Source organism: Moorella thermoacetica (genome assembly GCF_001267405.1).
Lineage (GTDB): Bacteria > Bacillota > DSM-521 > Neomoorellales > Neomoorellaceae > Neomoorella > Neomoorella thermoacetica.
On sequence record NZ_CP012369.1, the window covers coordinates 2,066,906 to 2,079,138 of the forward strand.

A 12,233-nucleotide genomic window follows, 5' to 3' on the forward strand; every position below is an offset into this window, starting at 1 on the left:
TCTTGACAGTCGAACGTTCTCAGGAACTCGAGTCTGGTCCTGTCGGGCGCCTATTGTGGCAGTTTTCCTGGCCGGCTATTGTAGGAATGATGTGCAATGCTCTCTATAACATTGTAGACCGGGCATTCGTGGGACGCGGGGTCGGTACTCTGGCAATCGCCGCTACCACCGTAGCCTTCCCCTTGATGATAATACTACTGGCGTTGTCCCTTTTGATAGGGGTAGGAGCTACTGCCTTGATTTCCATCCGGTTGGGGGAACAAAAAAAGGAAGAGGCGGAAGTGGTAGCAGCCAACGCTACCTCATTACTGGTATTATTACCTCTCTGTTTTTCGATTATCTATCTGTTATTTCCAGAACCTATTTTAAGACTGTTCGGGGCCAGTTCCGAGGTTTTGCCTTATGCCCGTGATTTTATGCATATTATTATGCTGGGTTCGGTATTTGGAGGCCTTAGCATGGGCATGAACAATTTTATCCGAGCGGAAGGCAATCCCGTGATGGCCATGTCCACCCAGGTACTGGGTGCTCTAATCAACGGGGTTTTAAATTATACATTCGTTTTTCAAGTAGGAATGGGGATCAAAGGCTCGGCTCTGGCGACCGTACTAGGTCAATTATTCTCTACGATATGGGTGTTAAGCTATTATTTAACCGGCCGCAGCCTGATCAAATTAAAGTTAAGAAACTTTCGGCCACGGCTGCCAATTCTCTTAAGCATTGTTTCCATAGGCTTTGCCCCGTTTGCAATGGAACTAGCCACTTGCCTGCAACAGGTAATCTTGAATAAATCCGTCTTGACATATGGCGGTGATTTAGGTTTGTCCGCGGTTGGAATACTTATGAGCATTATCACTTTATTGTTCATGCCCATTCTGGGCATCAGCCAGGGTGCGCAACCACTTATCGGGTTTAATTATGGCGCCCGCCGGTTTGACCGGGTTAAGGCAACCTTAAAAAAGGCGATATTTGCCGGTAGCTGCGTTTCCGTAACAGGTTATCTGGTTATGCGTATCTGGCCAGTCGAGATCGCAGGAATATTCACCAAAGGCGACATCGCTCTTACCAGAATGACTGCCGACGCGATGCTCGTGTTTTTCTGCATGATCTTTATGCTCGGTTTTCAAATCGTATGTTCGCAATATTTCCAGGCCGTGGGCAAAGCGGTACAGGCGGCAATACTCAGCCTGTCGCGGCAGGTTCTGTTTTTCATCCCGTTGCTGCTTATCCTTCCTCACTTCTGGGGCATAAACGGCGTTTGGCGAACGGCTCCCATTGCCGATGGCCTTTCGGTCATAATTACGGCCGTCTTCATTTTAAATGAAATGAAATCTCTAGCTACAGAAGCTAAAGAAGCATCTCCCTAAAGCACAGACATTAACCGCAGGGAGAAAAACAGGGTTTCCAATGCTTTCCTTGCTACCTGTAGTGGACAGGGAAAAGCGCCAAAAAGGTGGTAAGGAATTCCTCCGGCGCTGCGCGGAGGATATTATCAACAGCGACCTGGACCTGGAAACTAAAAAACCGTGCTGTTGCGGGCGGAGATATTCGCCGGCCTGGTTTTCGACAAAAAAGCAATTGACCTTGTTTTCCGGGAGTGGAACAAATGCTTAGCATCGAGGAATCCGCCGGCTACCAGCGGATATTTGAAAAGGGCATGGAAAAGGGCATAGAAAAAGGCATGGAAAAGGGTATGGAAAAGGGTATAGAAAAGGGACAGCAGGAATCCTTACTGGACGTGACCATCAGGCTCTTAAGAAAGAAGTTCCGCAAAATACCCCGGGAGTATCTGGCCAGAATCAAAGAGCAGGACGTTTATGTCCTGCAACAGATTATCGATAGCATTTTTGATATCAACGACCTGAAGGAACTGGAAGATTACCTGCAGTAAAAATCAGAAGCCCCCGGAGTGCATTACTGACGGAGCCCGGGGGCTTATTTGCCTCAAGCGGCAATTACAACCTTTACGTCAGGTGACCATCACCTGCTCCTTTTTTGTGGTAATACGTTTCTAAATTTTAACAAGGAGCAGGAGATAAGAAAGGTAATTTTGCCTCTTCGCCTGTCTTCAAGTCTTCTCTGTTTCCCGGTTTGCCAATAACGTTAATGGATATAGTTCTGCTCCGAGAGGTTGGCTGATAGGGACATCCGTCCGAAGTTTAAACCCCGGCCAGTTTAAGCAGCGGTTCCAGATCGTTTGGTTGCGCCAGAAAACCCCGATAAAGGTCGCCATACGCCTGCAGGCGCTCCCGGGCGGTGTGGATGTTGAAGTCTTTGGGGCTGAACATCCCCCTCTTTACCTCCTCCCAGGTCAGGGGCGTTGAAACCGGCGCCCCGGGTAAGGGTCGCAGGCTGTAGGGGAAGGCCATGGACCGTCCGCGGACGTTCTGCAGGTAGTCCAGGTAGACCCGATCTTTACGCTTCGGGATCGACCGTTCGGTGGTGGCCTTGCGGGGGTAAACCCCGGCGACCAGCCGCGCCAGGTACCCCATGGCGGCTGTCACCTGGTGAAAGGTCCAGCGAGGTTCAAGGGGGATAAAGATATGCAACCCAGTAGCACCGGAGGTTTTAGGATAGCCGCTGAGGTTAAACTCCTTTAAAGCCTGGTGGACCAGGAGGGCGATATCCAAGACATCTTTAAAAGTTGCCCCCGCACTTGGGTCCAGATCCATGACGGCGATATCGGGGTATTCCAGGCGGCCGGCCCTGGAGAGCCAGGCATGGACCTCGATACACCCCTGATTGGCCAGCCAGATCAGGGTTTCTTCATTATTACAGAGAACATAATTAATAGTCTTGCTGCTATCAGCATGATAGACAGGCAGGGTCGTAACCCAGTCCGGGGCATAGGCAGGGCACTCTTTCTGGTAAAAGGCCTCCCCTGTTATGCCATCCGGGTAGCGCTTAAGGACCAGGGGGCGATCCCGGAGGTAGGGCAAGAGAAAGGGAGCCATGTCGACATAATACTTGATAAGATCAAACTTGGTCAGACCTTCCGGCCAGAAAACCTTGTCCAGGTTGGTCAAGTGGAGCTGTCGCTTCAGCAATTGGGACCGTATATATTGCCGGCCCTGGCCCATTTTTATGCCGCAACCCCCTATTATTCCTGGCTTGCCACTAGTATCTCCCACCCCGGTTAAAGCCCATACGCCAGGCGCAAGGAAGTAGACCTGCGGCGTTCCACCGGAAAATATCACTAAAAACTGGAACCATTTCCCCTCTCCTGGCGTCTGGGTATCATGGAAGCAAAAAAAGGCAGAGAGGGGTAATGGCGGTGCCAGGTAAAAATCCCGGCCGGTCACCACCGGCGATCGTCAGGGCTTACCCTAACAGGACTGTTTTTGCCAGGCTAAATCTCAATGTAGATAACAGGAGGCTCTTCCATGCATTACGCTAAAGAACCCTTTAAGTCCCTGGTCCTGCTGGCCTTATTCTTCCTGCTGGCGGGGTTCTTCCCCGCCCCAGGCCTGGCCGGGACGGGAGGTATCACTATTTTTGTCGACGGCCAGGAACTCAACCTGGAGGAGCCGGCCATAATCCAGGACGGCTACGTCCTGGCACCCGTGCGGGCCCTGGCGGAAGCCCTCCAAGCCCGGGTGACTTGGAACGAAGGGACCAATGAGGTAATAATAACAGGGCCGCAAACGACCATCAAAATGGTGGCCGGCAGCAAAGATGTATACAAGAATGAGGAACGGCTATCCTTGTCCGTACCCGTGCAGGTACGTAACGGCCGTGTCCTGGCGCCGGCACGCTTCCTGGCGGAATCCCTGGGCGCCGGGGTCTCCTGGAACGCCCTGACCTTGACGGTCGCCATCACCACCCCGCCGCCCGCAGTGCCGGAGCGGGTATACGCAGCACCCTTCCCGGCCCGGGTGGCCTTCACCGCCAACAATCACCTCTGGCTCCTGGACGGCAGCCAGGCCGGGGCCGGGCCGGTGACGAAGGACGGCGCCGTGCAAATTCTGGGCTGGTCCCCCGACGGCCAGTGGCTGGCCTACCTGCAATGGGAGACGTCGGAGTTCCGGGCCGGCAAGCCCTACCTGTGGGTAGTGAGGGCCGACGGTAGCGGCGCCTTCCAGGTAGACCAGCGGCCGGTGCTGGCAAAGGCGTCCTGGTCGCCGGTGGCCAGCATCCTGGCCTACAGTACCCAGGGGCCGGGTGGCGGTTACGCCCCGGATATGAACCTGAAGCTCGCCGCTATAGAAAGCGGCCAGGCTAGAGTAACGACGCTGATACCGGACAAAGGTGAGCTGGTGGAAGACTTCGCCTGGGCCCCGGACGGTCAGAGCCTAGCCGTCTCCCTGCCGCGCACGCAGGATGAACCCCTGCGCATTGACCGCCTGACCTTGAAGGGCGAACGCAGCAACATTCTAACCCTGGGCGAGGCCGGCACCCCCATAGGTGAGGTCTACCCCTCCTTTGCTTATGGTTTTAGCTGGTCGCCCGGCGGCCGCTACCTGGCCTATCACCTGCACCCCAACTCGGCGTCCCTGCCCGCCGACGCCGTTGACCTTCAGGTCCTGGATCTGGAGCAGCCCGGCAAGCCCCTGGACCTGGGGGTAACCCTTAATTACTCCGGGTGGCTGGCCTGGTCCCCGGACGGCAGCCGGCTGGCCTATATCCGGGGCGGCGGCCGGGATGCCACTATTGGAAAGCGACTAACCATCGTCGACCTGAAGGCCGGGGGGAAGAGCACCGATTACGGCCAGACCGGCCAGGTAGATACTATGCCGGTGTGGCTGCCAGCCGCAGATAGCGGCGTCCTCTACTGCCGCGGCCCGGAAAATAAGTATTGGGAGGGCAACCGGCAAAACGACGCCCGGGTCCTGGTGCCCGGCCAGCGCATTTGGTGGCAGAAGCTCGATGGTAAAGCCGTGCCCGTAACCTCCGGCCCGGCTGGCACCGCCGACTACTACCCCTCCGTCTCCCCGGACGGCCAGAATCTCACCTACCTGCGCCTGGACCGCCGCGACAGCGGTTCCCTTTACCGGCAGCCCCTGGCCGGCGGCCCGGCGGTAGAACTGGTACGGAACCTGAACGGCTCGCCCGGCTACTACGGCAACTACTACCCCGCCTGGATAAGCATCTACTACCTGGACCAAACCACCCGGGTAAGCGGGAAAATCGTAGTCAGCGACGTGGAAGGCCGTCACTATGAGCTGGAAACCGCCCGGGGGCGCCTGGTCCTGGTTCCGGATAAGGGCTATCCTGTCGCAGCCCAGGATCTAGAAAAATACGCCGGCCGGGAGGTAATCGTAGCCGGGGTAATAAGCGGGGAACCCAGCATGTATATGCGCGGTCCCTTGCTGCGGGTCCGGTCCGTCACCCCGGCCGGTGGCATACCGGCCCCTGCCACCCAGCTTACCAGCTTTACCATTGCCAGGCCCAACCTGGTGGTTAAGGGCCAGCATCTGGCCTGGGTGGAGATCTGGGCTATACCGACAGGAACGGGGATAACGGAGAAGGATTATACCCTTCTCGGCCAGGCCGGCAAGCAAGCGGAAACCAGCGGTGAACAGGTCTGGATCTTCCCCATCCCTAAAGAAACCATCCTGGCTACCGCGCTCTTCGCCCGGGGCTATGATGAACAAGGCCGCGATGCCGGCAGGGTTTCCCTGCCTGTCGAAGGCGTCACTGCATTGAATAAAGCCCTGGGGACTGTGAGCAATTAACCATCTGGCTACTAAAGCTTTAGCTCCGGTCAACCGGAGCTGAAGCTTTTTAGTTAACATGTTTGGCGGCGGCCTTGCCAGACAGATTCGCTGATAATACTTGAGCCCTTTACCCCTTTTAACCGCCGTGCCGGTATAGTACAAAAACGCCAGGAAACAATCCGCAATAACTTTGCCAATTTAATAACATTTGTGCAATCGTTTTAAGGCAAAATAATTCCTGGAAGGTGAAGCCTTGCCTGCCTTTAAATTGTTAACCGTTTTCGTCTTGATGATGGTGCTTCTCTGGCTGCTGGCCCCGCTGGCACCGGTAATTTTCGGGAGTTCATGCCTCCTCGCTATCATTTACCGTCTCAGCCCGGCCGCCTTCGAATTATTTTATCGCCACATATGGGAGTACTGCCTGCCCCTCTACCCGAGTCTTTTAATAATCGCCGGTGTTTGCGGGATACCCCTGGCGCAATTAATCCTTGACCGTCGACTTCTTTAAAGGAGGAGTGGCCGGTTAGACCACTAGCGCGCCCCCCTCTTTGTTGTTTTTCTAATAGCCATTTCCCTTGACAAACAAGCTGGCGAAAGTTATATTGTGGTTAATTAGATTTGTTTCTAAATATCCCGGAAGGGAAGGATGAAAGGCCATGGGGTTAAACACCCTCTTCAAGGCCCTGGGCGATGACACCCGCCGGGAAATCCTGCGCCGGCTGGCCCGGGGGGATATGGCCGCCGGAGAGATTGCCGCAGCCTTCGACCTCTCCTGGCCGACCATTTCCCACCACCTCAATGTCCTTAAGGAGGCGGGGCTGGTGCAGGATGAGAAAAAGGGCCAGTACGTCATCTATTCCCTGAACACCACTGTTTTTCAGGACATTGCAGGATGGCTCTTCGACATGCTGGGGATAATAACGGAGCGACAGCCAGCCAGAAAAGGGGGAGTTAAAGATGGAAAATAAGTACCGCGTTAGCAAGGAAATGATAACCCGTGACTGGCCCGCCCTGATGGTCCTGGTGGCCATGCTGGTCGCCGGCATCCTGGTCTACCCCCATCTCCCGGACCTGGTCCCGTCCCACTGGAACTTCCGGGGTGAAGTGGATAATTACTTCAACCGCTTCTGGGGCGCCTTCGCCCTGCCCCTGATGACCGGGGGCATTTACCTGCTCCTGCTTTTTGTCCCTTACCTGGATCCCAAGCGGGAAAACTATCCCCGCTTTGACCGGGCCTACCAGGTAGTGCGCCTGGGGATGGTCTTCTTTATGGGGGGGATTTATGCCACCACCCTGGTCGTGGCCCTGGGCGGCCCGGCCAACCTGGTCGGCCGGGTAGTACCCTTGGCGATAGGATTGCTCTTTATCCTGATCGGCAACTACCTGCCCCAGGCGCGTCTCAATTACTTCTTCGGTATCCGTACACCCTGGACCCTGGCCAATGAGGAAGTCTGGCGGCGTACCCACCGCTTTTCCGGTTATACCTTTATCCTGGCCGGGTTCATGTTTATCGTCGCGGCCTTCCTGCCACCGCCGGCAAACTTCATCCTGGGCATGGCCGGCCCGGCCATAGCCGTAGTTAGTACCACGGTTTATTCTTATCTGGCCTTCCGCAGGGTGTCGCGGTAGGGGCTGGCCACATGGAACCGGCGTTTTTGCTGCTGCACCAGCCGGTCTTACCCCTTTCAGCTACACTGGCTGTCCCCCGGCAGGTCGCAGGTCAGCAGCGTCTCCGAGGCTTCATCAGCCATAACTACCAGGCCGCCCTCGGGGTCGGCGATCAGGCTGTTTCCCAGGCTCACCATACCGATGTGGCTGCCCACGGCGTTGGCCAGGAGGACGTAGCAGTGGTTCTCCACCGCCCTGGCGATGGGCAGGGCACGGTTTTTGGGCAGCTTCCAGCGGGCCTCGCCCGGTTGGTAGTAGTGGGCGGAAAGGATGAAGAGGGCCCGTGCTCCTTCCGCCGCTATCTGCCGGGCCAGTTCGGGGTAATTCTGATCGCGGCAGATGATGACCCCGAATTTGCTCCCCTTATAGTTAAAGACCAGATGCCCGGTGCCCGGGGTAAAATAGCGGGCCTCGGCGTCCGTCAGGTAGATCTTGCGGTAGGTATGGACGCTGCCGTCGGGCAGGAACACCGAGGCGGAGTTGAACAATCGTTCGCCGGCAAACTCGGCCCGGCCGACAATCAAACCCACCCCCAGGTCTGCTGCTCTCCTGGCAATCCTGGCCAGGGCGCCCTCCAGCTCTTCCTTAAACCCCGGCCGGCCCAGGGCAGCCGGGTTATACCCCGTCAGGCCCATTTCCGGGAAAACCAGCAGTTCCACGCCCCGCCCGGCTGCTTCCCCGGCCAGGCGCAAGATTGTCGCCTCATTGACCGCCATGCTGTCGGCGATAAACATCTGGGCCGCACCTAGACGCAAAATCATCGCCCCCGTGGTATTTTCGCTCCCATCTTGCGGATACTACTCCACATCTGCAGGTTGTGCTCAGCGTAAGTCACCCGGCTTGTGATTATCTTTGGTTTACCCTTATCTTTTTAGCTATATTTCCCGGAGTACCCAGCTCTCTGGTTACTGCTTCCAGCATTATTAAACCTGCATTACTTCCGGCAGAAATTATTCCCCCGCTTAAATTATAAAATCCTGGCAGCTAGCATATCAAGATGTTTAGATAATAACCCCGATTAATTATCGCTACCGCCCTCCCCATCATGCCGCCTCCCTGGCGCAGCCTGTATTGTACCACAAAGGAAGACCTGCAGCGATCCTGGTGATCTTCTCCCTGAACCTGCACGTAAGATTTACAACCCCAAAAAAGGAAAAGATTGTCCCGCGTCGAATCCTTATCAAAAATTCAAGGAGGGAGCCGCCGTGGGAAGCAAAAAGATCTTGATGCTGGTCGGTGATTATGTGGAAGATTACGAGGTGATGGTGCCGTTCCAGGCCTTGCTGATGGTCGGGCATGCCGTCCATGCCGTCTGCCCCGGGAAAAAGGCCGGTGAAAGGGTGCGGACAGCCGTCCACGATTTTGAGGGCGATCAGACTTACAGCGAAAAACCGGGGCATAACTTTACCTTAAATGCGTCCTTCGACGATATTAAGGCCGCAGAATTTGACGCCCTGGTAATCCCCGGGGGACGGGCGCCGGAATATATCCGCCTCAATCCTGAAGTTCTGGAAATCGTAGGCCACTTTGCCCGGGCTAACAAGCCGATAGCCGCCATCTGTCATGGTCCCCAGGTGCTGGCGGCCGCCGGCGCTCTCGCGGGCAAAGCCTGCACCGCCTATCCGGCACTGAAACCGGAGGTTGAAAACGCCGGCGGCAGGTGGGTGGAGGTAGAGGTAGATCAAGCGGTAGTAGATGGGAATCTGGTCACCGCACCGGCCTGGCCCGCCCACCCGGAGTGGCTGGCCAAATTTTTACATGTGCTGGGCACGAAAATAGAACCCTGACCTCCACAGGGACTGATTAAACGAGGAACGAGATTTTTGGTAATGAAAGCCCCCTTGCCAGGCAGGGGGTCTTTTTGTGCGGGCGGCAACCGGTCCCCGAAAGACCTGCCGCAGGGCGTGATGCGCCACCGGAACCGCGCTCTGTCGCTGACCGGTTTAACCAGCCTGGTTATAAATCCTATTTACGATAAGTACCATCCCGGCGCAGGTCAGGACTATCATCCCGACAGTCAAACCCGTAAAGGGTTCCGGGGACAGGGACCGGGTACTGCTGACCACACGCGAGGCATCCGGCCTACTGCTGGCCGGTTATAAACAAAAGACGCCGGCCGGGGCAAAAAGGGTACAGAAAAAGGGCCACGTCCTTCCGGATACGTGGCCCCCTAGTCCTTTTTGACCTGCAACGGCCGAATCACGCGCCGGCTGGGGCTTGAATATCCCGCTCTGCCGTTTATAGCCTCACCCTTACATCTGCTGGCTCCCGGATGATTTTGCATCCGGTTGTGAGGGTGTCAGGGGTACTTCCGGTGCCGTCAGGGCCTCGGCAGGCACCTGGATCTTTACGCCACTGTTATACTGAAAATCCGTAACCTTCACGTTGATGGTCATTGTTTCCAGGGGCACAATTTCTTCCTGGTATTTATCCGCAAAAGCGACCAGGCTGGTCATTTCCGAGGCATAAGTAAGATTGTCCTCCACGCCGATGGCTTCCACACCCCAGAAGGAAATGGACTTCAAGACGCCGCCGGCCTGGTTCAGGGCCTGCTCCATCTCCGTGGTCAACCCTCCGGGCAGGGCCTTTATCAGGGCCTGCCAGTCGTCAATCCGGCCGTAGTAGGCGATACGGTGAACCTTATGCCCGTTCTCTATACCCTCACCCAAGTACTGGAAATGGAAGCTGTCCTTTAGCCCCGGCGGTAACCCTGCCGAGTTCCTGCTCTGTTCCACCAAGGCTTCCAGGTCCGGCAGGGCTCCTTTGGGCAGCTTCATCCACTGGGGTTTTTCCATACCGGGAGCCTCTACCTTCTGGTACATCGTCCCGTCCACCAGGTACTGTTCCATGGTCATCTGCATCTTACCGCCCGTTGACAGGTCTTTACCGGGCAGTTTCTCTACCGGCAAGCGAAGGGTCATGTCCACCTTCTGGTGCAGGCTCAGGGGATAGCTGAACTCGCTCTCGATATTGCCCTGCATGATATTGCCCTGCATGGAAAAAACTGCCGGCACTTCCCCGGCCACCCCCGGCCGCAGGCGCACGCTTATAGCCATGCTGCCGGCGAATTTCAGGTCTTTGACCTTAGCCTGGGCCTGCTGGGCGGCCTGAGCAATCTTTTCCGCCTCCGGATCGCTGCCAAAAACCCCGGCCAGGAAAGCAATGCCTTCGTCCACGGTAAGGAATCCCCCGGCGTCCTGGCCGGGCTGCAGCAGGCCGGCCCGTACCAGCCAGGCATAGGGGGTATAACCCCAGCTCTCCCGCCCCAGGGACCCCTTTACCTCCGGCGCGGCGACACCGTCCGGCAACCCCAGGACCCGGGAAACCATCACCGCCGCTTCCAGCAGGCTGACCGGCTGGTCGGTGTGCAGGCCGCCGTCGGGGTAGCCCCTGATGACGCCCTTCTCCTTCAAAGCCATTACTGCCGGGCTGTACCAGGCATCCCCCTGGATATCAGCCTGGTTACCCTTCACCTGCATCCCCGCCGCCCGGGCCAGCAGGGCGGCAAACTCACCCCGGGTTATGGTCTTCCCCGGCGCCGGAGCCTGGGGAAATACCTGGCGGAGCTGGTCGCCGGTGACCGTCCCGGCCAGGGCGGCCGGCGCCAGGGCCAGGATCAGGCCCACAGCCAGTATCAACGCCTGAAACCACTTTTTCATACTTTTCCCTTCTCCCCTTTCGCTGTTCTTCCCCCTGTACCTCTCTTATTGTTTAATAATTCTCTACCCTGCCAGATTTCTCCTGCCGGCCGGGGAAATTTATAGCAGAGAATATCCTATCCTACATCCCTCCGGCTGAACGCCCATGCGGCCAGCAGCCCGAAGGCCAGGTAGCAGATCAGGGATGCCAGCAGCAAGCCCATCAAGTAGTACCAGGAATCTACACTTATACGATCCACCACCCACCTGATGACCGGGCGGAAAAAGGAAGAGAACGCCAGGGGTAAAGGGCCCAAAAGGGGTAACAGCATCACATTAGAAGCGCGTTTATAATCCCAGGTAAAGAAGACCAGGAAAAACAATCCTTCCAGAACCAGCACCAGGGCCAGGGAGAAAGCCAGGGATATGATTAGACTGACCCCGCCCCGGGGCGCAAACCAGCCCAGCCAGTGCGCCAGGCCGCCCGCAGCGATTACCAGGAGGCTGCCGCCTATTGTTAGCAACAGGCCGCCGGCAAATTTGCTGGCCACAATGGCGCCGGGGCTTACAGGCAGGGAGCGCAGCAAGCCCAGGCCCCTGTCTACTTCATCCTGATAACATATACGGCCAATACCAATAAAAAAGTTGTTTTTACCCTGGTACCAGGCACCGGCATCGGCCGCATCACCGACGTGGGACTCAAGGCCTGCACCATGCTCGCTTTAAGGATGCTGGCCATGACTTCCACCATTCCCGTTCTCCTCGCCACCACCCCGCCCAAGGATATGATTGTCGCCTTTGTGGAAAAACTCAAGGTGCCCTATACTTACGCCCTGATGCTGGTAACCTCTTTAAGGTTTATTCCTACCCTGCAGGAAGAATTGAGCCTGGTCATCCAGGCCCAGCGGGCCCGGGCCTACGACCTGGAAGGCCGTAATATTATCAAGCGCTATCTGGCCCTCATCCCCCTAGCCATCCCTCTCCTCCTCATGTCTGTCCAGCGGGCCCGGACCATGGCCATCTCCATGGAAACCCGCGCTTTTGGCGCCGGCCCCCGTACCAGCCTGCACACCTCGACCTTCCAGTTACTGGACATAAAGGTAATCTCTTCGTGCCTGCTCCTGACAGCCGTTCTGGCGGTTGTATCGCTGCATTAGCCCCGGTATCGTAACCGGGGCTAATGCGTTTTTTGCAACAGGTATCGGGCGAGTTTTAATGTATAAGGATATTGGGGATTCCTTGACTGGAATTATTTTCAAGCATATACTTA

12 protein-coding genes are annotated in these 12,233 nt (G+C 56.6%); 8 read left to right on the plus strand and 4 right to left on the minus strand.

Going from position 1 to position 12,233, the window contains the following annotated elements:
- Positions 1–2 precede the first annotated feature (2 nt).
- The gene (locus MOTHE_RS10285) at positions 3–1,367 is read left to right on the plus strand and encodes an MATE family efflux transporter (protein WP_011393572.1); all 1,365 of its coding nucleotides are present in this window, start codon (positions 3–5) and stop codon (positions 1,365–1,367) included.
- Positions 1,368–1,606: 239 nt separating this feature from the next.
- Entirely contained in the window at positions 1,607–1,891 is a 285-nt protein-coding gene (locus MOTHE_RS13935) for a DUF4351 domain-containing protein (protein WP_235551364.1), read from the plus strand.
- Positions 1,892–2,159: 268 nt separating this feature from the next.
- Here the strand turns inward: MOTHE_RS13935 and ligD are convergent, their stop codons facing one another.
- The gene (gene ligD, locus MOTHE_RS10295) at positions 2,160–3,080 is read right to left on the minus strand and encodes a non-homologous end-joining DNA ligase (RefSeq protein WP_011393573.1); all 921 of its coding nucleotides are present in this window, start codon (positions 3,078–3,080) and stop codon (positions 2,160–2,162) included.
- A gap of 303 nt (positions 3,081–3,383) precedes the next feature.
- Here ligD and MOTHE_RS10300 point away from each other — a divergent pair, with 303 nt between their 5' ends.
- The 4 genes from MOTHE_RS10300 (at position 3,384) to MOTHE_RS10315 (ending at position 7,286) form a co-directional block, all read left to right on the plus strand.
- Positions 3,384–5,675 (plus strand): stalk domain-containing protein, encoded by a 2,292-nt coding sequence (locus MOTHE_RS10300; RefSeq protein ID WP_053095076.1) that lies wholly within the window; start codon positions 3,384–3,386, stop codon positions 5,673–5,675.
- 235 nt (positions 5,676–5,910) lie between these two features.
- Complete coding sequence (locus MOTHE_RS10305; protein ID WP_053095079.1) at positions 5,911–6,165, plus strand: hypothetical protein; 255 nt, start codon at positions 5,911–5,913, stop codon at positions 6,163–6,165.
- A 148-nt stretch (positions 6,166–6,313) separates the two neighbouring features.
- Positions 6,314–6,625, plus strand: coding sequence for an autorepressor SdpR family transcription factor (locus tag MOTHE_RS10310; RefSeq protein WP_011393575.1), 312 nt, complete (start codon positions 6,314–6,316; stop codon positions 6,623–6,625).
- On the plus strand, positions 6,615–7,286 hold the full coding sequence (locus MOTHE_RS10315) for an SdpI family protein (RefSeq protein WP_011393576.1): 672 nt from the start codon (positions 6,615–6,617) through the stop codon (positions 7,284–7,286). Before MOTHE_RS10310 ends, MOTHE_RS10315 begins: the two co-directional genes overlap by 11 nt.
- Positions 7,287–7,342: 56 nt before the next feature.
- On the opposite strand, the gene MOTHE_RS10320 is transcribed toward MOTHE_RS10315, so the two are convergent.
- Positions 7,343–8,080 carry a carbon-nitrogen hydrolase family protein gene (locus tag MOTHE_RS10320; RefSeq protein ID WP_011393577.1) on the minus strand — a complete coding sequence of 246 codons (738 nt, stop codon included), beginning with the start codon at positions 8,078–8,080 and terminating at the stop codon, positions 7,343–7,345.
- Between the two features lie 450 nt (positions 8,081–8,530).
- Here MOTHE_RS10320 and MOTHE_RS10325 point away from each other — a divergent pair, with 450 nt between their 5' ends.
- Positions 8,531–9,112 (plus strand): DJ-1/PfpI family protein, encoded by a 582-nt coding sequence (locus MOTHE_RS10325; RefSeq protein WP_011393578.1) that lies wholly within the window; start codon positions 8,531–8,533, stop codon positions 9,110–9,112.
- Positions 9,113–9,577: 465 nt separating this feature from the next.
- Here the strand turns inward: MOTHE_RS10325 and MOTHE_RS10330 are convergent, their stop codons facing one another.
- Together MOTHE_RS10330 and MOTHE_RS10335 are read right to left on the minus strand one after the other, a co-directional pair.
- The gene (locus MOTHE_RS10330) at positions 9,578–10,984 is read right to left on the minus strand and encodes an S-layer homology domain-containing protein (RefSeq protein ID WP_011393579.1); all 1,407 of its coding nucleotides are present in this window, start codon (positions 10,982–10,984) and stop codon (positions 9,578–9,580) included.
- 116 nt (positions 10,985–11,100) lie between these two features.
- Positions 11,101–11,601: an ABC-2 transporter permease gene (locus MOTHE_RS10335; RefSeq protein ID WP_162490169.1), complete on the minus strand. Its 501-nt coding sequence runs from the start codon at positions 11,599–11,601 to the stop codon at positions 11,101–11,103.
- Here MOTHE_RS10335 and MOTHE_RS10340 point away from each other — a divergent pair.
- The gene (locus tag MOTHE_RS10340) at positions 11,578–12,120 is read left to right on the plus strand and encodes an energy-coupling factor transporter transmembrane component T (RefSeq protein ID WP_255302987.1); all 543 of its coding nucleotides are present in this window, start codon (positions 11,578–11,580) and stop codon (positions 12,118–12,120) included. The genes MOTHE_RS10335 and MOTHE_RS10340 overlap by 24 nt on opposite strands.
- The last annotated feature ends 113 nt before the right edge of the window (positions 12,121–12,233 follow it).